Source organism: Pseudomonas trutticola BRTCR10 (genome assembly GCF_056155105.1).
This window is the reverse complement of record NZ_CM149552.1, coordinates 2,061,658-2,085,618: the sequence shown is the minus strand read 5'-3', so window position 1 is coordinate 2,085,618 and position 23,961 is coordinate 2,061,658. Positions and strand designations below refer to the sequence as shown.

At 59.1% G+C, this 23,961-nt stretch carries 24 protein-coding genes and 1 tRNA gene; 10 read left to right on the top strand and 15 right to left on the bottom strand.

Annotation, left to right across the window (positions count from 1 at the left end; all coding sequences use genetic code 11):
* Nucleotides 1-56 precede the first annotated feature (56 nt).
* The 5 genes from prpF to ACVVH8_RS09380 all read right to left on the bottom strand — a co-directional run bounded on the left by prpF (nt 57) and on the right by ACVVH8_RS09380 (nt 6,988).
* On the bottom strand, nt 57-1,247 hold the full coding sequence (prpF, locus tag ACVVH8_RS09400; RefSeq protein ID WP_475229640.1) for a 2-methylaconitate cis-trans isomerase PrpF: 1,191 nt from the start codon (nt 1,245-1,247) through the stop codon (nt 57-59).
* Nucleotides 1,248-1,301: 54 nt separating this feature from the next.
* Complete coding sequence (gene acnD / locus ACVVH8_RS09395; protein WP_475229638.1) at nt 1,302-3,896, bottom strand: Fe/S-dependent 2-methylisocitrate dehydratase AcnD; 2,595 nt, start codon at nt 3,894-3,896, stop codon at nt 1,302-1,304.
* 205 nt (nt 3,897-4,101) lie between these two features.
* Nucleotides 4,102-5,229 carry a bifunctional 2-methylcitrate synthase/citrate synthase gene (prpC, locus tag ACVVH8_RS09390; protein ID WP_475229636.1) on the bottom strand — a complete coding sequence of 376 codons (1,128 nt, stop codon included), beginning with the start codon at nt 5,227-5,229 and terminating at the stop codon, nt 4,102-4,104.
* 146 nt (nt 5,230-5,375) lie between these two features.
* Entirely contained in the window at nt 5,376-6,269 is an 894-nt protein-coding gene (prpB, locus tag ACVVH8_RS09385; RefSeq protein WP_103303868.1) for a methylisocitrate lyase, read from the bottom strand.
* The gene (locus ACVVH8_RS09380) at nt 6,266-6,988 is read right to left on the bottom strand and encodes a GntR family transcriptional regulator (RefSeq protein ID WP_172828118.1); all 723 of its coding nucleotides are present in this window, start codon (nt 6,986-6,988) and stop codon (nt 6,266-6,268) included. Before ACVVH8_RS09380 ends, prpB begins: the two co-directional genes overlap by 4 nt.
* 290 nt (nt 6,989-7,278) lie before the next feature.
* Between ACVVH8_RS09380 and rloA the strand changes: the two genes are divergently transcribed.
* The 4 genes from rloA to pabB all read left to right on the top strand — a co-directional run bounded on the left by rloA (nt 7,279) and on the right by pabB (nt 11,990).
* Entirely contained in the window at nt 7,279-7,815 is a 537-nt protein-coding gene (rloA, locus tag ACVVH8_RS09375) for a retropepsin-like aspartic peptidase RloA (protein ID WP_007916436.1), read from the top strand.
* 5 nt (nt 7,816-7,820) lie between these two features.
* Nucleotides 7,821-9,356 (top strand): osmotic stress tolerance membrane protein RloB, encoded by a 1,536-nt coding sequence (rloB, locus tag ACVVH8_RS09370; protein WP_150730486.1) that lies wholly within the window; start codon nt 7,821-7,823, stop codon nt 9,354-9,356.
* The gene (locus ACVVH8_RS09365; protein ID WP_103303866.1) at nt 9,356-10,342 is read left to right on the top strand and encodes an alpha-L-glutamate ligase-like protein; all 987 of its coding nucleotides are present in this window, start codon (nt 9,356-9,358) and stop codon (nt 10,340-10,342) included. The genes rloB and ACVVH8_RS09365 overlap by 1 nt, the downstream gene beginning before the upstream one ends.
* A gap of 304 nt (nt 10,343-10,646) precedes the next feature.
* Complete coding sequence (gene pabB, locus ACVVH8_RS09360; protein ID WP_475229633.1) at nt 10,647-11,990, top strand: aminodeoxychorismate synthase component I; 1,344 nt, start codon at nt 10,647-10,649, stop codon at nt 11,988-11,990.
* Nucleotides 11,991-12,121: 131 nt separating this feature from the next.
* On the opposite strand, the gene thrH is transcribed toward pabB, so the two are convergent.
* Nucleotides 12,122-12,739, bottom strand: a complete 618-nt coding sequence (gene thrH / locus ACVVH8_RS09355) for a bifunctional phosphoserine phosphatase/homoserine phosphotransferase ThrH (RefSeq protein ID WP_475229631.1) — start codon at nt 12,737-12,739, stop codon at nt 12,122-12,124.
* 163 nt (nt 12,740-12,902) lie between these two features.
* On the opposite strand from thrH, the gene ACVVH8_RS09350 reads away from it, so the two are divergent.
* The 3 genes from ACVVH8_RS09350 (at nt 12,903) to ACVVH8_RS09340 (ending at nt 16,537) form a co-directional block, all read left to right on the top strand.
* Nucleotides 12,903-13,637, top strand: coding sequence for a phosphoadenylyl-sulfate reductase (locus ACVVH8_RS09350; RefSeq protein WP_475229628.1), 735 nt, complete (start codon nt 12,903-12,905; stop codon nt 13,635-13,637).
* Between the two features lie 578 nt (nt 13,638-14,215).
* Nucleotides 14,216-15,754, top strand: a complete 1,539-nt coding sequence (locus ACVVH8_RS09345; RefSeq protein WP_475229626.1) for an NCS1 family nucleobase:cation symporter-1 — start codon at nt 14,216-14,218, stop codon at nt 15,752-15,754.
* 54 nt (nt 15,755-15,808) lie between these two features.
* A complete protein-coding gene (locus ACVVH8_RS09340) occupies nt 15,809-16,537 on the top strand; it encodes an aspartate/glutamate racemase family protein (protein ID WP_103303861.1) in 729 nt (242 codons plus the stop codon).
* Between the two features lie 119 nt (nt 16,538-16,656).
* Here ACVVH8_RS09340 and ACVVH8_RS09335 read toward each other — a convergent pair whose 3' ends face one another.
* The gene (locus ACVVH8_RS09335; RefSeq protein WP_475229623.1) at nt 16,657-17,583 is read right to left on the bottom strand and encodes a LysR family transcriptional regulator; all 927 of its coding nucleotides are present in this window, start codon (nt 17,581-17,583) and stop codon (nt 16,657-16,659) included.
* A 126-nt stretch (nt 17,584-17,709) separates the two neighbouring features.
* On the opposite strand from ACVVH8_RS09335, the gene ACVVH8_RS09330 reads away from it, so the two are divergent.
* Nucleotides 17,710-18,456 (top strand): 3-oxoacyl-ACP reductase family protein, encoded by a 747-nt coding sequence (locus ACVVH8_RS09330; protein WP_103303860.1) that lies wholly within the window; start codon nt 17,710-17,712, stop codon nt 18,454-18,456.
* Between the two features lie 71 nt (nt 18,457-18,527).
* Here the strand turns inward: ACVVH8_RS09330 and ACVVH8_RS09325 are convergent, their stop codons facing one another.
* From ACVVH8_RS09325 to ACVVH8_RS09290, 8 genes are all read right to left on the bottom strand, one after another.
* Nucleotides 18,528-19,223 (bottom strand): HAD-IA family hydrolase, encoded by a 696-nt coding sequence (locus ACVVH8_RS09325; RefSeq protein WP_103303859.1) that lies wholly within the window; start codon nt 19,221-19,223, stop codon nt 18,528-18,530.
* A gap of 201 nt (nt 19,224-19,424) precedes the next feature.
* Nucleotides 19,425-19,592 carry a hypothetical protein gene (locus ACVVH8_RS09320; protein ID WP_177431394.1) on the bottom strand — a complete coding sequence of 56 codons (168 nt, stop codon included), beginning with the start codon at nt 19,590-19,592 and terminating at the stop codon, nt 19,425-19,427.
* Between the two features lie 117 nt (nt 19,593-19,709).
* Nucleotides 19,710-20,132, bottom strand: a complete 423-nt coding sequence (locus ACVVH8_RS09315) for a glycine zipper domain-containing protein (protein WP_103303858.1) — start codon at nt 20,130-20,132, stop codon at nt 19,710-19,712.
* Nucleotides 20,133-20,269: 137 nt separating this feature from the next.
* Nucleotides 20,270-20,641 carry a glycine zipper domain-containing protein gene (locus tag ACVVH8_RS09310; RefSeq protein WP_103303857.1) on the bottom strand — a complete coding sequence of 124 codons (372 nt, stop codon included), beginning with the start codon at nt 20,639-20,641 and terminating at the stop codon, nt 20,270-20,272.
* A gap of 315 nt (nt 20,642-20,956) precedes the next feature.
* On the bottom strand, nt 20,957-21,145 hold the full coding sequence (locus ACVVH8_RS09305) for a hypothetical protein (RefSeq protein ID WP_401301798.1): 189 nt from the start codon (nt 21,143-21,145) through the stop codon (nt 20,957-20,959).
* 213 nt (nt 21,146-21,358) lie between these two features.
* Nucleotides 21,359-21,679 carry a YbjQ family protein gene (locus ACVVH8_RS09300; protein WP_103303855.1) on the bottom strand — a complete coding sequence of 107 codons (321 nt, stop codon included), beginning with the start codon at nt 21,677-21,679 and terminating at the stop codon, nt 21,359-21,361.
* Between the two features lie 150 nt (nt 21,680-21,829).
* Nucleotides 21,830-21,919: transfer RNA gene (locus ACVVH8_RS09295), tRNA-Ser, on the bottom strand.
* A complete protein-coding gene (locus tag ACVVH8_RS09290) occupies nt 21,915-22,151 on the bottom strand; it encodes a hypothetical protein (RefSeq protein ID WP_213028048.1) in 237 nt (78 codons plus the stop codon). Before ACVVH8_RS09290 ends, ACVVH8_RS09295 begins: the two co-directional genes overlap by 5 nt.
* Before the next feature lie 64 nt (nt 22,152-22,215).
* Here ACVVH8_RS09290 and ACVVH8_RS09285 point away from each other — a divergent pair, with 64 nt between their 5' ends.
* A complete protein-coding gene (locus ACVVH8_RS09285; protein WP_315448875.1) occupies nt 22,216-22,905 on the top strand; it encodes a crotonase/enoyl-CoA hydratase family protein in 690 nt (229 codons plus the stop codon).
* A 217-nt stretch (nt 22,906-23,122) separates the two neighbouring features.
* Nucleotides 23,123-23,845 carry a lysophospholipid acyltransferase family protein gene (locus ACVVH8_RS09280; RefSeq protein WP_213028047.1) on the top strand — a complete coding sequence of 241 codons (723 nt, stop codon included), beginning with the start codon at nt 23,123-23,125 and terminating at the stop codon, nt 23,843-23,845.
* The last annotated feature ends 116 nt before the right edge of the window (nt 23,846-23,961 follow it).

Here is a 23,961-nt window from a genome sequence, read left to right as displayed (position 1 = left end):
AATGTCAGTGCGCTATCGCGAGCAGGCTCACTCCTACAGTTTTGTTCGGTGCCGGGTCAGAAAGAATCGCCGGGGATCCGGACGTAACCTTCCATCAACACCCGCGCACTGCGGCTCATGATGGCTTTTTTCACGACCCACTCACCGTTTTCAAGGCTGGCCTCGGCGCCGACGCGCAAGGTCCCGGACGGGTGACCGAAGCGCACGGCGTTGCGTTCAACACCGCCCGCGGCAAGGTTGACCAAGGTCCCGGAAATGGCTGCTGCGGTACCAATCGCCACCGCCGCCGTGCCCATCATCGCGTGGTGCAACTTGCCCATCGACAACGCGCGCACCAGCAAATCAACATCGCCAGCCGCCACGGTTTTGCCGCTGGAGGCCACGTAATCCGATGGCTTGGCCACGAACGCGACTTTCGGCGTGTGTTGACGCGTGGCTGCCTCATCCAGATTTGAGATCAGACCCATGCGCAACGCGCCATAGGCACGGATGGTTTCGAACATCTGCAAGGCTTTCGCATCGCTATTGATCGCGCTTTGCAACTCGGTGCCTTTGTAGCCGATGTCTTCAGCGTTGACGAAAATCGTCGGAATCCCGGCATTGATCATGGTTGCCTTGAAGGTACCAACCCCCGGCACTTCCAGCTCATCGATCAGGTTGCCGGTGGGGAACATCGAACCACCGCCGCCCTCTTCTTCCGCCGCCGGGTCCATGAATTCGACTTGCACTTCGGCGGCCGGAAAGGTCACGCCGTCGAGTTCGAAATCACCGGTCTCTTGCACTTCACCATTGGTGATCGGCACGTGGGCGATGATGGTCTTGCCGATGTTGGCCTGCCATACGCGCACCACCGCCACACCGTTGTGCGGAATGCGGCTGGCATCGACCAGACCGTTGCTGATGGCGAACGAACCAACGGCTGCCGAGAGGTTGCCGCAGTTGCCGCTCCAGTCGACGAACGGCTTGTCGATGGAGACCTGACCGAACAGGTAATCGACGTCATGATCGGCCTTGATGCTTTTCGACAGAATCACGGTTTTGCTGGTGCTGGACGTGGCGCCGCCCATGCCGTCGATCTGCTTGTCGTACGGGTCGGGGCTGCCGATCACGCGCAGCAGCAAGGCGTCGCGAGCCGGGCCGGGGATCTGTGCCGCTTCGGGCAGATCCCTGAGGCTGAAGAACACGCCTTTGCTGGTGCCGCCACGCATGTAGGTGGCGGGGATCTTGATTTGTGGTGCGTGAGCCATGGTGCTCCTTAACGAAGACATGGGACTTGAAGTCCCATGCCCACATCAGTTGATTTAAACGGCAACCGCCGACTCTTCGAGGAAGTCTTGAGCGAAGCGTTGCAACACGCCGCCGGCCTCGTAGATCGATACTTCTTCAGCGGTATCCAGACGGCAGGTCACGGACACTTCGACGCGCTCGCCGTTTTTGCGATGGATCACCAGCGTCAGGTCGGCACGCGGTGTACGGGCGCCGATCACGTCGTAGGTTTCGCTGCCATCGATGGCCAGGGTGTGGCGGTCGGTGCCCGCTTTGAACTCCAGCGGCAACACGCCCATGCCCACCAGATTGGTGCGGTGAATGCGCTCGAAACCTTCGGCGACGATCGCTTCGACACCGGCCAGACGCACGCCTTTGGCCGCCCAGTCGCGGGACGAACCCTGGCCATAGTCGGCGCCGGCAATGATGATCAGCGGCTGCTTGCGTTCCATGTAGGTTTCGATGGCTTCCCACATGCGCATGACCTTGCCTTCCGGCTCGACCCGCGCCAGCGAACCCTGTTTGACCTTGCCGTTTTCCACGACCATTTCGTTGAACAGTTTCGGGTTGGCAAACGTTGCGCGCTGCGCGGTCAGGTGGTCGCCACGGTGGGTTGCGTAAGAGTTGAAGTCCTCTTCCGGCAGGCCCATTTTCGCCAGGTATTCGCCGGCAGCGCTGTCGAGCATGATCGCGTTCGAGGGCGACAAGTGATCGGTGGTGATGTTGTCCGGCAGCACTGCCAGCGGGCGCATGCCCTTGAGCGGACGCGCACCGGCCAGCGCGCCTTCCCAGTACGGCGGTCGGCGGATGTAGGTGCTCATTTCGCGCCAGTCGTACAACGGCGTGACTTTCGGGCCGGTGTCTTCATGGACAGCGAACATCGGAATGTAGACCTGACGGAACTGCTCGGGCTTGACCGAAGACTTCACCACAGCGTCGATTTCTTCGTCGCTCGGCCAGATGTCTTTCAGGCGGATTTCCTTGCCATCCACAACGCCGAGAACATCTTTTTCGATATCGAAACGGATGGTGCCGGCGATGGCATACGCGACCACCAGTGGCGGCGATGCGAGAAACGCCTGCTTGGCATACGGATGGATGCGGCCGTCGAAGTTGCGGTTGCCGGAAAGCACAGCGGTGGCGTAGAGATCGCGGTCGATGATCTCTTGCTGGATCACCGGATCGAGGGCGCCGGACATGCCGTTGCAGGTGGTGCAAGCGAAGGCGACGACGCCGAAACCGAGTTGCTCCAGCTCCGTGGTCAGCCCCGCTTCATCGAGGTACAGCGCCACGGTTTTCGAGCCCGGCGCCAGCGAGGATTTCACCCATGGCTTGCGGGTCAGGCCGAGCTTGTTGGCATTGCGTGCGAGCAGGCCGGCAGCAATCACGTTGCGCGGGTTACTGGTGTTGGTGCAACTGGTGATGGCGGCGATGATCACCGCACCGTCGGGCATTTGCCCCGGCACGTCATCCCACTGCCCGGAAATGCCTTTGGCGGCCAGATCGGACACTGCAACGCGGGCGTGTGGGTTGCTCGGGCCGGCCATGTTGCGCACTACCGAGGACAGGTCGAAGGTCAGACCGCGTTCGTACTGCGCGCCTTTCAGACTGTCGGCCCACAGGCCGGTGGTCTTGGCGTAGTGCTCGACCAACTGCACTTGCTGGTCTTCACGGCCGGTCAGTTTCAGATAATCGATGGTCTGCTGGTCGATGTAGAACATCGCCGCCGTGGCGCCGTATTCCGGGGCCATGTTGGAGATGGTCGCGCGGTCGCCGAGGGTCAGGTTGGCTGCGCCCTCGCCGAAGAACTCCAGCCAGGCGCCGACGACTTTCTGTTTGCGCAGGTATTCGGTCAGCGCCAGCACCATGTCGGTGGCGGTGATGCCCGGTTGCAGCTTGCCAGTCAGTTCGACGCCGACACTTTCCGGCAGACGCATCCATGAGGCGCGACCGAGCATTACGCTCTCGGCTTCGAGGCCGCCGACGCCGATGGCGATCACGCCCAGCGCATCGACGTGCGGGGTGTGGCTGTCGGTGCCGACGCAGGTGTCAGGGAACGCCACGCCGTCACGCACCTGGATCACCGGAGACATTTTCTCCAGGTTGATCTGGTGCATGATGCCGTTGCCCGGCGGGATCACATCAACGTTTTTGAAGGCTTTTTTGGTCCAGTTGATGAAGTGGAAACGGTCTTCGTTGCGACGGTCTTCGATGGCGCGGTTTTTCTCGAATGCCTGCTTGTCAAAGCCGCCCGCCTCCACCGCCAGCGAGTGGTCGACGATCAGTTGCGTCGGCACCACCGGGTTGACCTGCGCCGGATCACCGCCCTGCAAGGCGATTGCGTCGCGCAGACCGGCGAGGTCGACCAGCGCGGTCTGTCCGAGAATGTCGTGGCAGACCACACGCGCCGGGAACCACGGGAAGTCGAGGTCGCGTTTGCGCTCGATCAATTGCTTGAGGGAATCGGTGAGCGTGGCCGGGTCGCAGCGACGCACGAGGTTTTCTGCGAGCACGCGGGAGGTGTACGGCAGGGTGTCGTAGCTGCCGGGCTGGATCGCTTCAACCGCGGTGCGGACATCGAAGTAGTCCAGCGGCGTGCCGGGCAGGTTCTTGCGAAATTCTGTGTTCATCGGGTCAGGACTCGGGTCACGGTAGTTTCAAGAGGTGGGGCCGGTCGCCGATCTTGAACTTCACACCGAACCCTGTGGGAGCTGGCTTGCCAGCGATAGCGGTGGGTCAGTCGACATCAATGTTGGATGTGACTCAGTCATCGCTGGCAAGCCAGCTCCCACAGGGTCTTCGGTGAATCTCGGATCAGTGTTCGGCGCCCACCATTCAGCGACGTTCGATTGGCACGAACTTGCGCTGTTCGACGCCGACGTACTCGGCGCTCGGGCGGATGATGCGGTTGTTGGCACGCTGTTCGAACACGTGCGCGGCCCAGCCGGTCAGGCGCGAGCAGACGAAGATCGGCGTGAACAGCTTGGTCGGGATGCCCATGAAGTGGTACGCCGAGGCATGGTAGAAGTCGGCGTTGGGGAACAGCTTCTTCTGTTCCCACATGGTCTTGTCGATGGCTTCGGAAACCGCAAACAGCACCTTGTCACCGACTTCGTCCGCGAGTTTTTTCGACCAGCCCTTGATCACCTCGTTGCGCGGATCGCTGTCCTTATAGATCGCGTGGCCGAAGCCCATGATCTTGTCCTTGCGCTCGAGCATGCCGAGGGTGCCTTTGATCGCATCCTCCGGCGAGGAGAAGCGCTCGATCATTTCCATCGCGGCTTCGTTGGCGCCGCCGTGCAACGGGCCACGCAGCGAACCGATGGCCGCCGTTACGCAGGAATACAGATCGGACAGGGTCGAAGCACACACGCGAGCAGTGAAGGTCGAGGCGTTGAATTCGTGCTCGGCGTAAAGGATCAGCGAGACGTTCATGACTTTGACGTGCAGTTCGCTCGGCTTCTTGTCATGCAGCAGGTGCAGGAAGTGGCCGCCGATGGTCGGTTCGTCGCTCACGCAATTGATGCGTTTGCCATCGTGGCTGAAGCGATACCAGTAGCACATGATTGCCGGGAACGCGGCCAGCAGGCGGTCAGTCTTGTCGCGCTGCTCGGAGAAGTCTTTCTCCGGTTCGAGGTTGCCGAGGAACGAGCAACCGGTGCGCATCACGTCCATCGGGTGGGCGTCGGCGGGGATGCGTTCAAGCACTTCTTTCAGCGCTTGCGGCAGTTCGCGCAGCTTGCTCAGTTTGCCTTGGTATTCGTCGAGTTGCGCCTGGGTCGGCAGCTCGCCGTAAAGCAGCAGGTACGCCACTTCTTCAAATTGTGCATCGGCTGCCAGTTCGCGTACGTCGTAGCCGCGATAGGTCAGCCCGGCACCGGCCTGGCCCACGGTGGACAGTGCGGTTTGCCCGGCAACCTGGCCACGGAGCCCGGCGCCACTGAGTACTTTTGCTTCGGCCATTGCTGTCTCCAATCTTCTTGAATTTGTAGGGGAAACTTGTGGGAGCGCGCCTGCTCGCGAAGGTGGTCGCAACACCTCGGTGCATCAGGGACACGGCGTTATCGTTGGCGTCCTTCGCGAGCAGGCTCGTTCCCACTGGGTTTGAATCAGCCTTTCTTTTGTGCAAACAACGCATCGAGCTTCTGCTCGAAGGTGTGGTAATCGATGCGATCGTAAAGCTCCATGCGAGTCTGCATGGTGTCGATGACATTCTGCTGAGTGCCGTCGCGACGGATCGCGGTGTAGACGTTTTCCGCAGCCTTGTTCATCGCGCGGAACGCCGACAGCGGGTAGAGCACCAGCGACACGTCGGCGCCAGCCAATTGCTCAGTGGTGTACAGCGGCGTCGAACCGAACTCGGTGATGTTGGCCAGAATCGGCGCTTTCACGCGGTTGGCGAACAGCTTGTACATTTCCAGCTCGGTGATGGCTTCCGGGAAGATCATGTCGGCGCCGGCCTCGATGCACGCTGCTGCGCGATCCAGCGCCGATTCCAGACCTTCCACCGCCAACGCATCAGTGCGCGCCATGATCACGAAGCTGTCATCGGTGCGGGCATCGACGGCGGCTTTGATGCGGTCGACCATTTCCTGCTGGCTGACGATCTCTTTATTCGGGCGATGGCCGCAGCGCTTGGCGCCAACCTGATCTTCGATGTGAATCGCCGCCGCGCCGAACTTGATCATCGACTTGACCGTGCGCGCGACGTTGAACGCCGAGGAGCCGAAACCGGTATCGACGTCCACCAACAGCGGCAGATCGCAGACGTCGGTAATGCGGCGCACATCGGTCAGCACGTCATCCAGCCCGGTGATACCCAAGTCCGGCACGCCGAGCGAGCCTGCGGCCACCCCGCCACCGGACAGGTAGATCGCCTTGAAACCGGCGCGTTTGGCCAGCAACGCGTGGTTGGCGTTGATCGCGCCGACCACTTGCAATGGGTGCTCGCTGGCGACGGCATCGCGGAAACGCTGGCCTGGAGTGCTGTGCTTGGAACTCATGACTCACCTCGTTCAGTGGCTGTCTTATTGTGGGCGCCGTCCTGGTAATGACGGGCGATGTTGCGTTTCGAGGCGCCGATGTGACGGCGCATCAACAATTCCGCGAGCTCGCCGTCACGGTCGGCAATGGCATCGAGAATCCGGTGGTGTTCGGCGAAGGCTTGGCGTGGGCGGTTCGGCGTGGTGGAAAACTGGATGCGGTACATGCGCACCAGTTGGTACAGCTCGCCGCAGAGCATTTGCGTGAGGGTGCGGTTGCCGCTGCCCTGGATGATCCGGTAGTGGAAGTCGAAATCGCCTTCCTGCTGGTAGTAGCCAACGCCCGCCTGAAACGCCGCGTCGCGTTCGTGAGTTTCCAATACGCGGCGCAGTTCGTCGATTTCTTCGACGCTCATGCGCTCGGCCGCCAGCCGGCAGGCCATGCCCTCAAGGGATTCGCGGATTTCGTAGAGTTCAAGCAATTCGGCGTGGCTCAGTGAGACCACCCGCGCACCGACATGCGGCACGCGCACCAGCAAGCGCTGGCCTTCCAGCCGATGAATGGCTTCGCGCAGTGGCCCTCGGCTGATGCCGTAGGTGCGCGCCAGTTCCGGCTCGGAGATCTTGCTGCCCGGGGCGATCTCGCCTTTGACGATGGCCGCCTGAATGCGCCGGAAGACGTTTTCCGAAAGTGTCTCGGAATCGTCGCCGCTGATGACCGGGGGATCGAGTTGATCCAGCATATTGTCGACACCTTCAAATCCAATGCGGCAAAAACTAGCCAATTAGCCTGCATCAGTCAAAGGATAAATCGACATTGTCGACAATCGTCTAATAAGCCTCATCAATAGCCCATGGGGTTATAGACCGGCCCTGGCGCTGGCGCCATAAAACCACCGTGCTAGAATGCCGCCCGCATTTGCTGGCCATTTGTACGGCTTGTCATAAAAAGCTGATAGGCACACGAAGGGCCTTGCGCAAGTTTTGCCAGGGACCTGAACCGACAACGGAACGCTGCGCACCAGGATTTATGAGACTCAAGCCTTTCCCGACATTTTTTGCCCTTTTTTGCCTGCCCGGCCTCGCCGCTGCGGGGGAAAAAACCGTGTACGGCCTCAACGAATATGCATCGCTTGATGGCATCAATCTCGAAGTCGCGGCCAAACTCGACACCGGGGCGAAAACTGCCTCGCTGAGCGCCCGCGACATCAAACGCTTCAAACGCAACGGCGAGTCCTGGGTGCGCTTTTATCTGGCCATCGATGCCGCGCATTCGCACCCGATCGAACGGCCGCTGGCCCGGGTCAGCAAGATCAAGCGTCGCGCTGGCGACTACGACCCGGAAGAAGGCAAGAAGTACACCGCCCGTCCGGTGATCGAGCTGGATATCTGCATGGGTTCGGCTTTGCGCAGCATCGAAGTGAACCTGACCGACCGAAGTGCGTTCCAATATCCGCTTTTGATTGGCTCCGAAGCGCTGAAACGCTTCGACGCGCTGGTCGACCCCAGTCTTAAATACGCTGCCGGCAAACCCGCCTGCACCATCGCCGCTCATACCGCCGAGTAATTTTCATGCGTTCTCTAACCTTCCACCTGAAAATCCTGATCACCATTCTGGTGCTGCTGGGCGTTTCGGTTACGGCCTATCAGATTTTCGTACTCGGCATCCCGGTGACCGAAGATGCGACCGACGACTTGTGGAACATCGACGCCAAGGTCGAGTTCGTCGCCAGCACCAAGGATCCGGTGAAGATCCAGATGTTCGTGCCGCCGTTGAGCCGCGACTACGTCAGCCTCAACGAAAGCTTCATCTCCAATAATTACGGCGTGGCGGTGAACCGCGTCGACGGTAACCGCAAGGTGACCTGGTCGGCGCGCCGGGCCAAGGGCAATCAGACCCTCTATTACCGCCTGGTGCTGACCAAGCGTTACACCGCGGAAAAGACCAAGATCAAAGGCCCGACCTTCCGCGACAGCATCGCCATCGAAGGCCCGGAAAAAATCGCCGCTGAAGCCCTGCTCGCGCCGATTCGCCAGCACTCGGCCGACGTCGAAACCTTTATTGGCGAGGCGATCAAACGGGTCAACAACGTCAACGACGACAACGTGAAACTGCTGCTGGCCGGCGACCCGTCGACGCCACACAAAGCCAAAATCGTCGAACTGCTGCTGTCGATCGCTCACGTACCGGTGGAAAAAGTCCACACCATCCGCCTCGTCGCCGACCAACCGCAAATGCCGGAACTGTGGCTGCGCAGCTTCAATGGCAACGACTGGCTGTACTTCAACCCGGAAACCGGCGAGCAGGGCCTGCCGACCGACCGCCTGCTGTGGTGGACTGGCGATGAAAACCTGATCACCGTCGACGGCGGCAAGAAGGCCAACGTGACCTTCAGCCTGAACAACAGCGAGATGAACGCGATTCGTCTGGCCAAGCTGACCGACGAAAACACCGATGCCAATTTCCTCGAATACTCGTTGTACGGCCTGCCGCTGCAAACCCAGCAGACATTCATGATCATGGTGATGATCCCGATCGGCGTGCTGGTGATTCTGATCCTGCGCAACCTGATCGGCCTGCAGACCTTGGGCACATTTACCCCAGTGCTGATCGCCCTCGCCTTCCGTGAAACTCAGTTGGGCTTCGGCATCCTGCTGTTTACCGTGATCACGGCGCTTGGGCTGTCATTACGCTCATATCTGGAACACTTGAAGCTGCAAATGCTGCCGCGACTCTCGGTGGTGCTGACCTTTGTCGTGGTGTTGATCGCGGCGATCAGCCTGTTCAGTCATAAGCTCGGTCTGGAACGCGGCTTGTCGGTAGCGCTGTTCCCGATGGTGATTCTGACCATGACCATCGAACGCCTGTCGATCACCTGGGAAGAGCGCGGTGCCAGCCATGCGATGAAAGTGGCGATTGGCACGCTGTTCGCGGCGTCCCTGGCGCACTTGATCATGACCGTGCCGGAGTTGGTCTACTTCGTGTTCACTTTCCCGGCGATCCTGCTGATTCTGGTCGGCTTCATGCTGGCGATGGGTCGTTATCGCGGTTACCGCCTGACCGAACTGGTGCGTTTCAAGGCTTTCCTGAAGAAGGCTGACGCCTGATGTTCGGTTTCTGGAAGACCTGGAAGGCCCTGGAGGCCCGGGGCATCATGGGCATCAACCGGCGTAACGCCGACTACGTGCTCAAGTACAACAAGCGCAGCCTGTACCCGATCGTCGATGACAAGATCATCACCAAGGAACGCGCGATCAAGGCCGGCATTCACGTGCCGGAGCTGTATGGCGTGATTTCCACCGAGAAGGAAATCGACAAGCTCGGCGAGATCATCGGCGGGCGCAGCGACTTCGTGATCAAACCGGCGCAAGGCGCCGGCGGTGACGGCATCATCGTCGTCGCCGACCGTTTCGAGGGTCGCTATCGCACGGTGTCGGGCAAGATCATTGCCCACGAAGAACTTGAGCACCACATCTCGAGCATCCTCACTGGCCTGTATTCGCTGGGCGGCCACCGTGATCGGGCGCTGATCGAATACCGCGTGACCCCGGATCAGATCTTCAAGAGCATCAGCTACGAAGGCGTGCCGGACATCCGCATCATCGTGCTCATGGGTTACCCGGTGATGGCGATGTTGCGCTTGCCGACCCGCCAGTCCGGCGGCAAGGCCAACCTGCACCAGGGCGCCATCGGTGTCGGTGTTGATCTGGCGACCGGTTTGACCCTGCGCGGCACCTGGCTTAACAACATCATCACCAAACACCCGGACACCACCAACGCGGTGGACGGCGTGCAACTGCCCTACTGGGACGGTTTCATGAAACTCGCTGCCGGCTGCTATGAGCTGTGTGGGTTGGGGTATATCGGTGTGGACATGGTCCTCGATCAGGAAAAAGGCCCGCTGATTCTTGAGCTGAATGCGCGGCCGGGGCTGAATATTCAGATCGCCAATGACTGCGGGCTGACCTTGCGTACCCACGCGGTTGAAGCGCGACTGGAAGAGCTGAAGGCGCGTGGGGTGACCGAGTCGGTTGAAGAGCGGGTGGCGTTTACTCAGGAAATGTTTGGGCATATTCCTGCGGTCGAGGGCTAAAAGCTGAAGAGCCCCTCACCCTAACCCTCTCCCGGAGGGCGAGGGGACTGACCGAGGTGGATGTTGGAGCTACGCCGACTTGACAGTCTTGAATCGAACTCAGGACTTGAAAAGCCCAGATCTGCTCCCCTCCCCGAAATATCGAGTCGAACCGAGGCTTTGAAAAGCATGAAGATCTGCTCCCTTTCCCCCTCGTCCCCCTTGGGGGAAAGGGCTGGGGTGAGGGGGTAGGCTTTTGACTTTGATCTGGGATCGGAGAGGACTACAATCCCCACCCCGCTTCAACGGCCGATCTGCCCCGCCCATGTTGACCTGCTCCGTACATCCACTTCCCTACCGCGCCAATCCCGCCGACTACTTTGCGGCCATCCGCCACGCGCCCGGCGCCGTGCTGCTCGACAGCGGCCGGCCAAGTGCCGACCGTGGCCGTTATGACTTGCTCAGTGCCTGGCCGCTGGAACAACTGGCGGTGTTGCGGGATGAAAGCGGCAGCCATTTCCTGCAACGCCTGCGTGACAATCTGAACCGTTTGGGCGAGGCACAACTGCCTGCCACTTATGAACTGCCGTTCGCTGGCGGATTGATCGGTTATCTGAGCTATGACTTTGGTCGGCACCTGGAAAACCTGCCGAGTCATGCACGAGATGATCTGCAACTGCCGGATGCCCAGTTTGGGTTGTATGACTGGGCATTGGTCAGCGATCACCAGGCTGGCACCAGTCAACTGGTGTTTCATCCGTCGATTGTCGACAGTGAAAAGCAGCGGCTGATCGGTCTGTTCACTCAACCGGTTGTTGAATCGCTGGCGCCGTTCAAGCTGAACCAACCGATGACCGCCGATCTTTCGGCTGACGACTACCACCAGGCCTTCGAGCGCATTCAGCATTACATTCAGGCCGGTGACTGCTATCAGGTCAACTTTGCCCAGCGTTTCCGTGCCTCATGCCAGGGTGACCCATGGTTGGCTTACTGCGAATTGCGCAAAGCCTGCCCGACACCGTTTTCCGGCTTCCAGAGCTTGCCCGATGGCGGCGCGGTGCTGAGCCTGTCGCCGGAGCGCTTCGTCAAGGTCAGCCAGCGCCAAGTGGAAACCCGCCCGATCAAAGGCACCCGCCCTCGAGGCCTGACCCCCGCCGAAGACGCGGCCAACGCCGCTGAACTGCTGGCCAGCCCGAAGGATCGCGCGGAAAACCTGATGATCGTCGACCTGCTGCGCAACGACCTCGGACGCACCTGCAGCACTGGCTCGGTGCGCGTGCCGGAGTTGTTCAGCCTGGAAAGCTATCCGAACGTGCATCATTTGGTCAGCAGCGTGACCGGTGAACTGGCGGATGACCGCGATGCACTCGATCTGATCGCCGGCAGCTTCCCCGGCGGTTCGATCACCGGCGCGCCAAAGATTCGTGCCATGCAGATCATTGACGAACTGGAGCCGACCCGGCGCGGTTTGTATTGCGGGTCGTTGTTGTATCTGGACGTGCGCGGCGAGATGGACAGCTCCATCGCGATTCGCAGTCTGTTGGTCAAGGATGGGCAGGTGTGCTGCTGGGGCGGTGGCGGGATCGTCGCCGATTCGGACTGGCAGGCGGAGTATCAGGAGTCGATTACTAAAGTCAGAATCCTCCTGGAAACCCTGCAAAACCTCTGAGTAAAGATCGTTCCCACGCTCTGCGTGGGAATGCAGTCCGGGGCGCTCTGCGTCCCATCCAAAGCCGAACGCGGAGCGTCCGTTGAAGCATTCCCACGCGGAGCGTGGGAACGATCATCAGGGAGCCATGCTTACAGGCTGAGGTCGCGGTTTGAGGCTTTGAGGAATTCCTGCTTCAGCTCGGCAAACGTGTGCACCGCCGGAAACTGCGGAAACTCGCGAATCACATTCTCCGGCGCATGGAACAGAATCCCCGCGTCCGCCTCACCGAGCATCGTGGTGTCGTTGTACGAATCACCCGCCGCAATCACCCGGTAGTACAGGCTCTTGAAGGCCAGCACCGACTGGCGCTTCGGATCTTTCTGACGCAACTGATAGCTGGTCACCCGCCCGTTTTCATCGGTAATCAGGCGATGGCAAAGCAGCGTCGGGAAGCCCAATTGACGCATCAACGGCTGGGAAAACTCATAGAAGGTGTCCGACAGGATCACCACCTGAAAGCGCTCGCGCAGCCAGTTGACGAACTCCACCGCGCCGTCCAGCGGTTTCAGGCTGGCGATCACTTCCCGAATATCCGACAGCTTCAAGCCATGTTCATCGAGGATGCGCAGACGCTGTTTCATCAGCACGTCGTAATCGGGAATGTCCCGGGTGGTGGCTTTGAGGGATTCGATTCCGGTTTTTTCGGCGAAGGCGATCCAGATTTCCGGTACCAGTACCCCTTCAAGATCCAGGCAAGCAATTTCCACAAGACACTCCCGTTTGTATTGATTATTGAGTCGAGCGAGCCCGAACTCTAGCGACTCCCCCACGCCCGCGCAACGCACAGCACGCCCCGCCAGACGCAGCTTTTTGTTACCATCGCCGCCATATAGAGCGCCCAGCGCCACCGACCTGTAGGAAGCCGCCCTGATGAGTGCAACGTTCGATGTCGTGGAACTCGCCACGACCTATGCCAACAAATCCGCGCAAGACATCCTCAAACTCGCCTTTGCCGAGTTCGGTGATGAGCTGTGGATATCTTTCAGCGGCGCCGAGGATGTGGTGCTGGTGGACATGGCCTGGAAGCTCAACAAGAACGTCAAGGTGTTCAGTCTCGACACCGGTCGCCTGCACCCGGAAACCTACCGATTCATCGATCAGGTGCGCGAGCACTACAAGATCGACATCGAACTGGTGTCGCCGGACTACACGAAACTGGAACCGTTCGTGAAGGAAAAAGGCCTGTTCAGTTTCTACAAGGACGGCCACGGTGAATGCTGCGGGATCCGCAAGATCGAGCCGCTGCGACGCAAGTTGTCCAGCGTCAAAGCCTGGGCCACCGGCCAGCGCCGCGACCAGAGCCCTGGCACGCGCAGCGCCGTGGCGGTGCTGGAAATCGACACCGCGTTCTCTACGCCTGAGCGCACCCTGTACAAGTTCAATCCGTTGGCGCAGATGACCAGCGAAGAGATCTGGGGTTACATCCGCATGCTTGAGCTGCCGTACAACAGCCTGCATGAACGCGGCTTTATCAGCATTGGCTGCGAACCGTGCACCCGCCCTGTCCTACCGAATCAGCACGAGCGCGAAGGCCGTTGGTGGTGGGAAGAAGCCACGCAGAAAGAATGCGGGCTCCATGCGGGAAATATCATCAGCAAGTCGTAACCCCCTGCCACGATGATTTCCCCTTGTAGAAGTGAGCCTGCTCGCAATAGCGGTGTATCAGGCAAAAAATTCATCGACTGATACGCCGCTATCGCGAGCAGGCTCACTCCTACACTGGCCTCTAGCGACTCAAAAAAATGTGTACACAGGAATGTCACCATCGGTGCCATTTATGTGTGCACTTTTTGTTTTCACGCCCTGAAAAGTTACATCACTTCTGAACGCCTCTCCGCTTTGCCACCTCCGCAAAATCCCCCGCAAAAAATAAATACCTGTTCAATCGGTCAATTTATAACCAACTATTTTCAATCACTTAGCGTTGCTTGATAACTTTTCGAAATGATGATGGCTGCGCATAGATCGATAACTGGCACAGATCTGGCTTTGGTGCATACATGTTTTGTATACAAAACTGCAAAACATGACTAAACACTTTCGATCCGCAAGCCTGAAGCGCCCTATCCCGTACAGGCTGCAGATGCCCCGTAACCAGTGATGTTTGCTGGCCGCGACGAAGATTTGTCGAGCCCCGGGCTCATGCACAGTCATCGCGGCCCGCCCATCAGGAGCCTGCCGGAATGCGTACAAGTCTCTCCAACAACATCGCGCTGAATCTGCCCTCCTCCGCACTCGATCAGCCCTTGCCGTACGACGGTCTGGTCGAGCCGTTGCAACTGAGCCCCCGTCTGCACAACAGTGATCTGGCGCCGACCAAAGCCGAAGGTCGGCGCTGGGGCAAGTACAGCATTTTCGCCCTGTGGACCAATGACGTGCATAACATCGCCAACTACTCGTTTGCTATCGGCTTGTATGCCCTGGGGCTGGGCGGTTGGCAGATTCTGCTGTCGCTGGGGATAGGCGCGGCACTGGTCTACTTTTTCATGAACCTGTCCGGTTACATGGGGCAGAAAACCGGGGTGCCGTTTCCGGTGATCAGCCGGATCAGTTTCGGTATTCACGGCGCGCAAATTCCTGCGCTGATTCGGGCGGTTATCGCCATCGCCTGGTTCGGGATTCAGACGTATCTGGCGTCAGTGGTTTTCCGGGTGTTGCTCACGGCGGTCCATCCGGGCTTTGCTGAATACGACCACAACTCGATCCTCGGCCTGTCGACGTTGGGCTGGGTGTGTTTCGTGGCGATCTGGTTCGTGCAACTGGCAATCCTCGCCTACGGCATGGAAATGGTCCGCCGTTACGAGGCGTTCGCCGGCCCGGTGATTTTGCTCACCGTCGCCGCTCTCGCCGCATGGATGTACTTCCAGGCCAACGCAACCATCGCCTGGTCGATCCGCGAACCACTGACCGGCGGTGAGATGTGGCGCAATATTTTTGCCGGCGGCGCATTGTGGCTGGCGATTTACGGCACGTTGATCCTCAACTTCTGCGACTTCGCCCGCTCCTCGCCGTGCCGCAAAACCATCAAGGTCGGAAATTTCTGGGGTTTGCCGGTGAACATTCTGGTGTTCGCCGCGATTACTGTTCTGCTGTGTGGCGCGCAATTCCAGATCAACGGCCGGATCATCGAAAGTCCTACAGAAATCATCGCCTCGATTCCCAATACGTTCTTCCTGGTCCTCGGTTGCCTGGCGTTCCTGATTGTCACCGTGGCGGTGAACATCATGGCCAACTTCGTCGCCCCGGCGTTTGTCCTCAGCAATCTGGCGCCGAAATACCTGACCTTCCGCCGTGCCGGGCTGATCAGCGCGACCATCGCCGTGCTGATCCTGCCGTGGAACCTCTACAACAGCCCGCTGGTGATCGTGTATTTCCTCTCCGGACTCGGCGCCCTGCTAGGCCCGTTGTACGGCGTGATCATGGTCGACTACTGGCTGATCCGCAAAGGTCGGATCAACGTTCCGCAGCTCTACAGCGAAGATCCCAACGGCGCCTATTACTACAGCCACGGGGTCAATTTCCGTGCGGTGGCGGCGTTTATTCCTGCGGCATTGATCGCCATCGTCCTGGCGCTGGTTCCCGGTTTCCACAGTGTTTCGCCGTTTTCCTGGCTGATCGGTGCGGGAATCGCCGGAATGCTCTACCTGATCATCGCCAAACGTCAGCCGCACTACGCCGACGTCAATGGCGAGTCCATCGCTGTCGACAACGTCTGCCACTAACTTCTTCGCGGCCCGGACTTCGGGCCGCAGAACTGCCCGCTATAAGGACTTCCCATGCGAATTCTCGTGGTCAACGTCAACACCACCGAATCCATCACTCAGGCCATCGCTCGCTCGGCGCAGGCCGTCGCCTCACCCGGTACGGAAATCGTCGGTTTGACGCCGTACTTCGGCGCCGATTCGATTGAAGGCAATTTCGAAAGCTATCTAGCCGCCATCGCGGTGATGGATCGGGTGATGTCTTACGATCAGCCGTTCGATGCGGTGATTCAGGCCGGTTATGGCGAACATGGTCGCGAAGGTTTGCAGGAGCTGCTCAACGTACCGGTGGTGGACATCACCGATGCGGCGGCCAGTACAGCGATGTTTCTTGGCCACGCGTACTCGGTGGTCACCACGCTGGATCGCACGGTGCCGCTGATCGAGGATCGTTTGAAGTTGTCCGGTCTGTGGGATCGTTGCGCTTCGGTGCGGGCCAGTGGTCTGGCGGTTCTGGAGCTGGAACACGAGCCGCACCGCGCACTGGAAGCCATCGTGCATCAGGCGGAGTTGGCGGTGACGCAGGACAAGGCCGAAGTGATATGCCTGGGTTGCGGCGGAATGGCCGGGCTGGATGAGCAGATTCGCCGGCGTACCGGGGTACCGGTAGTGGACGGGGTGACGGCCGCGGTGACCATTGCGGAATCGCTGGTGCGCCTGGGGTTGTCGACGTCCAAGGTACGGACGTACGCGACGCCGCGGCCGAAAAACATCATTGGCTGGCCGGGTCGGTTTGCCCGCTGAGTCATCAGCGGAAATCGGGTCGCCCCATTCGCGAGCAGGCTCGCTCCCACATTTGGAATGCAGTTCCCCTGTGGGAGCGAGCCTGCTCGCGAACGGGTTGACTCGGTCTCAAGCCTCACTCAGATAGCACTGAACCGCTGAGCCAACCCCTGCTGCGCAAACTGTTCAATCACAAAATCCACAAAAGCCCGAGTCTTGCCCGGCAACAATTTGTGCTCGGCGTAGTAGATCGAAATGTTGCCGTCATCGACAAACCAGTCCGGCAATACCCGCTGCAATGTTCCCGCCTGCAGATATCCCACCGTAAACGGCATGCTCACCAGCGCAATGCCCAAGCCCTGCGCCGCCGTTGCACACGCCGCCTCGGAATCGCTCATGGTCATTCGCGACTTGAGGGTCAATGGTCGACAAAGCTGACTGCCGCTACTGATCAACTGCCAAGAGCGTACTCGACCGGTTTGCGGCGAACGAATCAGAATGCCATCGTGATGTTGCAGGTCATCCGGCTCGGCGATCGCCGCGTGCTTTTGCAGATAGTCAGCAGACGCCACCAACACGCGATGCGCGGGGGCCAATTTGCGTGCAACGACACCTTGGGGCAGTTCAAATCCGCCACCAATCGCCGCATCGAAACCCTGGCCAATTAAATCGACCTGACGGTTATCAAAATGCCAGTCAGGGTTGATCGCCGGGAACCGACGTAAAAACTCTTCCAGCAACGGCACGACGTACAAACGTCCGAACACCGTGCCCATACTGACTTTCAATGTCCCCGCTGGCAGGCCTTCGACACTGGCCAAATTGGCCACGGCATTCTGGATGGTCGTGAGACTGGCACTGACCTGACTCAAAAACAGCTGACCAGCCTCGGTCAGGGTCAAGCTGCGTGTACTACGCTGGAACAGCCGTACACCGAGCCGCACTTCAAGCTTCGCCACGCTCTTGCCGACGGCTGCCGGCGTCAGGCTCAAGCGCCGGGCGGCCTCGGCAAAGCTGCCGACTTCGGCGCTACGCACGAAGCATTCGATACTGCTGAAGGTTTCCATGATCGCCACTATAAACTTCTGGTTTACACAGACTATAGCAATCAGGGTCTACACGGTTGTCGATGCGCGGCCGATACTCGGCTCCAACAACAAGGCACCCCGCCTTGAAACATCTGGAGATCGAACATGACCACTCAACACCTCAGCGGCAAAGTCGCTCTGATTCAAGGCGGTTCCCGCGGCATCGGCGCTGCCATCGTCAAACGTCTGGCCGCTGAAGGCGCTGCTGTTGCCTTCACCTACGTCAGCTCAACCGCCAAGGCTGAAGAGTTGCAAAACAGCATCACTGCCAACGGCGGCAAGGCCCTGGCGATCAAGGCTGACAGTGCTGACGCCGCAGCCATTCGCCATGCGGTCAGCGCCACCGTCGAAGCCTTTGGCCGCCTCGACATTCTGGTCAACAACGCCGGGGTGCTGGCCATCGCTCCGCTGGAAGATTTCAAGCTGGAAGATTTTGATCAGACCTTGGCGATCAACGTACGCAGCGTGTTCATCGCTTCGCAGGAAGCCGCCAAACACATGGGCGAAGGCTCGCGCATCGTCAACATTGGCAGCACCAATGCTGACCGCATGCCCTTCGGCGGCGGCGGTGTCTACGCAATGAGCAAATCGGCACTGGTGGGTTTGACCAAAGGTCTGGCGCGGGATCTCGGCCCACGTGGCATCACCATCAACAACGTGCAACCCGGCCCGGTCGACACCGACATGAACCCGGCGCACGGTGACTTCGCCGAAAGCCTTATTCCGCTGATGGCGGTGGGTCGCTACGGTACAGCCGATGAAATCGCCGGTTTCGTCGCTTATCTGGTGGGGCCGGAAGCGGGTTACATCACCGGTGCAAGCCTGACCATTGACGGTGGTTTCGGCGCCTGATCCTCTGATTCGTCTTTAAGAAAAACGCCGCCCCTCTTTCAACAGAGGGGCGGCGTTTTTTCATGCTGCGTTCAGGCCCATTCCAGCGCTGGCAAGCCACAGGCGCTCGGGACAAACCCTTTCAACGACCGAAGAATCCCGTCGGCGTGTGCGTATTTTTCATCGGCCATGGCGGCGTCGGGAATGGCGATGGCGGTCATGCCTGCCGCTTTCGCTGCAGTGACGCCAAACGGCGAATCCTCGAACACCAGACAATCCTCGGGCGCGACACCCAGACGGCGGGCGGCGGTCAGGAAAATATCCGGCGCCGGCTTGGCTGCGCCGACTTCCGGATCGTCTGCCGTAACGATGAAATCGAACAGCGCAAACCAGTCACGGTGCAACGTGGTTTTCTGGCCGAACGACTGCCGCGACGAACTGGTGCCCACTGCGATCGGAATGTTGTGCGCCTTGAGGTGGCGAATCAGCTCTTCCGCCCCGGGCATCGCTTGTGCAGTGGGGAAACGCTCGCGCATCAGCGGCTCGCGAATCACCAGAAACTCTTCGGCAGTGATCGGCAAATCCAGCGCCTGCACAACATAATTCGCCAGATCGTTGGCCCCACGGCCAATGATGTTCTGCTTGATGCTCCAGTCGAAGGTACGCCCGTAGCGCCCGGCAATCAGCGAGGTGACCTCGGTGTAAATGCCCTCGGTGTCCAGCAGCAACCCGTCCATATCGAAAATCACGGCCTTGATCGGGCCGAACGCCTTCAGCGGTGCATTCATCATCGGATCCGTTTTCAAAGACATCCCGGGCGACGACTGGCGCCGCTGCGCGGATCTGATTAAAGGGTTCAGCAGCATAACGAGCGCAATGGACATTGAGCAACGGGCAATGTTCTCTGCGGCGATGAGGGCCTGCACAACCACAGGCCCTGAAGATTCAAACTTTACGCCATCGGCATTTAGAAGCCATCGGGAATTCGGTCACTGCTCATCTTCATCCTCTTCGTCTTCCATATCCGCCTCATCAGCATCGTTCAACGGCACCGTCGCGTCATCCATCAGCGACCCCGGATCCTCATTCCCCGGATCATTGATAAACGGCAGCCCACTCGGGCCTTTTTCTTCCTTGCCTTCGGTTTCGGGAGTCATGGCAAACCTCATAATTCGGGGTGTGTATCACTTTCGAAAAGCCCAACAGCCAATCGTTCCCCCCTACTGCAGAAACGAAAAACCCGGCTCACGACCGGGTTTTTGTTTAACCATCCATCAACGATGGCGGTTCTTATGTTTGTTCTTATGCTTGTGACCACCACCGGAATGAGACTTCCCGCCATCGTCGCCCAGGTTGTTGCCGACCGCACCACCCGCCGCGCCTCCCAATCCTGCACCGACAGCCGATCCGGTTGAGCCGCCAAGACTGTTGCCGATCACTGAACCGCCCGCCGCACCGAGGCCGCCACCAATGGCGGCCTCGGTGCGATTGCGTTTATTCGCCCCGACGGCACCGCCAGCCGCGCCACCTACACCGGCGCCGACCGCCGCACCGGTGCTACCACCGAGTTGTCCGCCGACGACATTGCCCAGCACGCCACCCAGCCCTCCACCAACGGCTGCCGAACCATCACCGGCGGCCATCGCGCCCTGAGCCACCAGCAATCCGAAAAACAGTGCAGATAATGACAAACGCATATGAACCTCACAGTTCCCGAATCGGGACAGTTCGCCCACACAAGGGCCTATGTGAGATTGGAGACTTCGGCGGGAAAAACGTTCAGCCATGAAAAAGCCCGGCATTGAGCCGGGCTTTTTCTGACAAGCGTTTTGGATCAGTGACGCTTGTGACCTTTCGACAGGTTGCTGCCTACCGCACCGCCCGCCGCGCCGCCCAGGCCGGCACCAATGGTCGCGCCGGTCCTGCCGCCGAGGCTGTTGCCGATTACCGAACCGCCAGCTGCACCGACACCGCCGCCGATGGCTGCTTTGGTGCGACTGCCTTTACGCGCCGCCATCGCACTACCCGCTGCGCCCGCAACGCCAGCGCCAATCGCGGCACCGGTGCTGCCGCCCATTTTCTGGCCGACAACGTTACCCAACGCGCCACCCAGACCACCACCCAGCGCCGCGGTACCGTCACCGGCAGCCATCGCACCTTGAGCAACGAAAAGCCCCAGAACCAAAGCAGGCAGAGTTAAACGCATGACGGAAACCTCAAAAATTGGGATGACAAAAAGGGCCGGGATTTAATGCCGTCGGAGCGCAAAAGTCCAGACGAAATCGGAGCGCTGCGCGTACTCGGCGCCGATTGGACAGCGATTCTGGAAAAGGTTTTATGACAGGCAAAAAAAAGCCCGCTGGGGAGACGGGCTGGAGACTTGCTTTCTAACGGATGGCTTCACCCTACTTTGGCGAACGTGAAAAGTTTGTGAAAACCTAAAAAACCACGTAGGACATTTCCCAGCTCGTTTGCCACACGTAAAAAACCCCGTTCGTTGACGGGGTTGTTAGCAGCCGGATTATTTGCGGGCGCGGATCGCGACCTTGGGTAGAAATTTCGCCTTCGGCCCTTTCGGTGCCGTGGACTTGATCTTGCCGGTCTGCACCGGGTCCTCGCCAAAACCAGACTGGTACTCGGTCTGGCCGCACCGTACGCAGTTGTTGAAGGAAAATTCAGCGCCATCGTCTTCGATATACGGATCAGTCATACCTTCGCCCCTTCAAATCGGGTCGACACCGGCAAAGCGCTTTTGCCTGAAAAAATATCGACCTCCAAGACTTTTGAGACTAGTCGGTCATTCCTGGACTTGTTATTCAGATGAACTGATGCCCGACGAATGGCCTACACCGAATCACCCCTCCGATACGCCCCACCTTGTCGCCATCGACCTGGATGGGCTCACATGGCCTGGGATCAAAATTCAGCGCAACTTCACTGCGGTACCGGTTGCGAACACCACAACCATCCCACCCTTACCGCCAGGCATGCTGATCTCAAAGTCCAACCCGACCACCGCATCGGCTTGCAGAGCACGCGCCCGCTCCTTGATTTCTTCAGTCGCCTGAATCCGCGCCTCCTTCAAAGCCCGTTCCAGCGTCTGCGAACGACCACCAAAAAAATCGCGCATGCCAGCGAACATGTCACGGATCACATTGACGCCCTGCACCGACTCGGCGCTGACAATGTCCAGATACGCAGTGATCTGACGGCCTTCAATGGCGTGAGTGGTGGAAATGATCATGAAATCGTCCTTTTACTGGTAAATAAATGCGCAATTGTAATCCCTGCCAAAGGTGAGGCGGACTTCGGCGGCGCGTCCGATAAAATCCAGACGCCAGAAACCACAAAACCCCTGACTTCTTTCGAAATCAGGGGTTTTGTGTACTGAATGTGGCGGTGAAGGAGAGATTCGAACTCTCGATACAGTTTCCTGTATACACACTTTCCAGGCGTGCTCCTTAAGCCACTCGGACACTTCACCGTATCTCTTCAAACATGTTCTGTCTGTCGAGGCGCGCTAATGTAGTCGAAAGCTTTTCCGATGGCAAACTTTTTTTCAGAATTTTCATGCGGTTAAGAGAAAAAGTCGTTTTGCCCCGCCGATGAGTCATGGCAAACCGGCCAATCTTCGGTGGGCATGGCCCTTCTATATAGAAGCAGAACGGCGCGGTACGCCGGTTGAGCCGGTAATCGGTGACCGGCGGGTCAGTCACGGCGCTTTACCTGGCCTACGGTGGTGGGTAACGTCTGCCCATCTTTCTTACAAGGAATAGCGTCATGAGTGAGTTGATTTCCTACCACCTCGAAGACGGTATCGCGACCCTGACCCTGAGCAACGGCAAGGTCAATGCCATTTCCCCGGACGTGATTGCGGCGTTCAACGCGGCGCTGGATCAGGCGGTTGCTGATCGTGCCATCGTGATCATTACCGGCCAGCCAGGGATTCTGTCCGGCGGGTACGACCTGAAAGTCATGACTGCCGGCCCTAAAGAAGCGGTTTCGCTGGTGACCGCCGGCTCGACGCTGGCTCGTCGCTTACTCTCTCACCCCTTCCCGGTGATTGTTGCGTGCCCGGGGCACGCCGTGGCCAAAGGTGCCTTTATTCTGTTGTCCGCCGATTACCGCATCGGTGTCGATGGCCCGTTCAGCATTGGTCTGAACGAAGTGCAGATCGGTATGACCATGCACCATGCCGGTATCGAGCTGGCCCGTGATCGCCTGCGTCGCTCGGCGTTTCACCGCTCGGTGATCAATGGCGAGATGTTCGATCCGCAAAGTGCTGTGGATGCTGGCTTCCTCGACAAGGTAGTTGCCGCCGAGGAACTGCAAGGCGCCGCCCTCGCTGCTGCGCGTCAGTTGAAAAAGATCAACATGACTGCGCACAAAAACACCAAGCTGAAAGTGCGCAAAGCCCTGCTGGAAACCCTGGACAACGCGATCATCCAGGATCAGGAACATTTGGGTTAATCACCCGGTTCCCGCCATAAAGAACAGCCCGACCGTCGTGTCGGGCTTTTTCTTGCATGCACGGTTTACAAAACCTCAATAGCTCTAGGATGCGTCTGACAACCCAGTCGGAAACATGCGCTTAAACATCGCCTATCTCCGGACTCTATAGCGGCAATTGCCGAAAACAGTGCACATCCGTACACTGCGCCACCTTTTGTCCCGGTGGGGCCTGAAAATGCTGTTCGTGTTTCGTATGTTATTGATGGGCCTGCACTTTATGGTGGCGGGTGTACTCGGGGTGATTCTCGGGGTGTGCCGTCCATTCAACCCGGACAACAGCCGTCTGTGTGCGCGCCTCTACGCATTACCGGCCATGTGCATTCTGCGCCTGCGAGTGAAGACCGATGTCAGCGGCTTGATGAACAAGCCCGACAGTTGCGTGATCATCGCCAACCATCAATCCAACTATGATCTGTTCGTGTTCGGTAATGTCGTTCCGCGCCGGACTGTCTGCATTGGCAAGAAGAGCCTGAAATGGGTGCCGCTATTCGGGCAACTGTTCTGGCTGGCCGGCAACGTGTTGATCGACCGTGGGAATGCGCACAAGGCGCGCCAGTCGATGCTCACCACGACGAATACTTTGCAGAACGAAGACACGTCGATCTGGGTATTTCCGGAAGGCACACGCAACCTCGGCGAAGAGCTGCTGCCATTCAAGAAAGGCGCGTTCCAGATGGCGATTGCCGCCGGGGTGCCGATCGTTCCGGTGTGTGTCAGCAGTTATATCAAGCACATGCGCCTGAATCGCTGGCGCAGCGGGAAAATTCTCATACGCTCGCTGCCGGCCATTCCTACCGCCGGAATGACCATGGACGACATGCCCATGCTCATCCAGCAGTGCCGCGAACAGATGCGCGAGTGCATCGCATCGATGGATCGACAACTGCAAGCCGCGTGAAAAACAAACCCGCCCTGTGCGGGTTTTTCTTTGCCCGCTGAACTGTGCAGATTTCACTGACTCTCAAGCAGCGACACGGCTAAGCTAAAGCCTTGTATTCCCTGCCACTGCCAAGA

What these genes read in the sequence shown, in the direction of transcription:
- ACVVH8_RS09345 (WP_475229626.1), top strand. Translation starts at nt 14,216, where the DNA reads ATGCGTACAAGTCTCTCCAACAACATCGCGCTGAATCTGCCCTCCTCC.
- prpF (WP_475229640.1), bottom strand. Translation starts at nt 1,247, where the DNA reads ATGGCTCACGCACCACAAATCAAGATCCCCGCCACCTACATGCGTGGC.
- ACVVH8_RS09305 (WP_401301798.1), bottom strand. Translation starts at nt 21,145, where the DNA reads ATGACTGATCCGTATATCGAAGACGATGGCGCTGAATTTTCCTTCAAC.
- ACVVH8_RS09320 (WP_177431394.1), bottom strand. Translation starts at nt 19,592, where the DNA reads ATGACTCCCGAAACCGAAGGCAAGGAAGAAAAAGGCCCGAGTGGGCTG.
- pabB (WP_475229633.1), top strand. Translation starts at nt 10,647, where the DNA reads ATGTTGACCTGCTCCGTACATCCACTTCCCTACCGCGCCAATCCCGCC.
- ACVVH8_RS09280 (WP_213028047.1), top strand. Translation starts at nt 23,123, where the DNA reads ATGCTGTTCGTGTTTCGTATGTTATTGATGGGCCTGCACTTTATGGTG.
- ACVVH8_RS09285 (WP_315448875.1), top strand. Translation starts at nt 22,216, where the DNA reads ATGAGTGAGTTGATTTCCTACCACCTCGAAGACGGTATCGCGACCCTG.
- ACVVH8_RS09325 (WP_103303859.1), bottom strand. Translation starts at nt 19,223, where the DNA reads ATGAATGCACCGCTGAAGGCGTTCGGCCCGATCAAGGCCGTGATTTTC.
- prpC (WP_475229636.1), bottom strand. Translation starts at nt 5,229, where the DNA reads ATGGCCGAAGCAAAAGTACTCAGTGGCGCCGGGCTCCGTGGCCAGGTT.
- ACVVH8_RS09315 (WP_103303858.1), bottom strand. Translation starts at nt 20,132, where the DNA reads ATGCGTTTGTCATTATCTGCACTGTTTTTCGGATTGCTGGTGGCTCAG.
- rloA (WP_007916436.1), top strand. Translation starts at nt 7,279, where the DNA reads ATGAGACTCAAGCCTTTCCCGACATTTTTTGCCCTTTTTTGCCTGCCC.
- ACVVH8_RS09310 (WP_103303857.1), bottom strand. Translation starts at nt 20,641, where the DNA reads ATGCGTTTAACTCTGCCTGCTTTGGTTCTGGGGCTTTTCGTTGCTCAA.
- rloB (WP_150730486.1), top strand. Translation starts at nt 7,821, where the DNA reads ATGCGTTCTCTAACCTTCCACCTGAAAATCCTGATCACCATTCTGGTG.
- ACVVH8_RS09350 (WP_475229628.1), top strand. Translation starts at nt 12,903, where the DNA reads ATGAGTGCAACGTTCGATGTCGTGGAACTCGCCACGACCTATGCCAAC.
- ACVVH8_RS09330 (WP_103303860.1), top strand. Translation starts at nt 17,710, where the DNA reads ATGACCACTCAACACCTCAGCGGCAAAGTCGCTCTGATTCAAGGCGGT.
- acnD (WP_475229638.1), bottom strand. Translation starts at nt 3,896, where the DNA reads ATGAACACAGAATTTCGCAAGAACCTGCCCGGCACGCCGCTGGACTAC.
- prpB (WP_103303868.1), bottom strand. Translation starts at nt 6,269, where the DNA reads ATGAGTTCCAAGCACAGCACTCCAGGCCAGCGTTTCCGCGATGCCGTC.
- ACVVH8_RS09340 (WP_103303861.1), top strand. Translation starts at nt 15,809, where the DNA reads ATGCGAATTCTCGTGGTCAACGTCAACACCACCGAATCCATCACTCAG.
- ACVVH8_RS09335 (WP_475229623.1), bottom strand. Translation starts at nt 17,583, where the DNA reads ATGGAAACCTTCAGCAGTATCGAATGCTTCGTGCGTAGCGCCGAAGTC.
- ACVVH8_RS09300 (WP_103303855.1), bottom strand. Translation starts at nt 21,679, where the DNA reads ATGATCATTTCCACCACTCACGCCATTGAAGGCCGTCAGATCACTGCG.
- ACVVH8_RS09365 (WP_103303866.1), top strand. Translation starts at nt 9,356, where the DNA reads ATGTTCGGTTTCTGGAAGACCTGGAAGGCCCTGGAGGCCCGGGGCATC.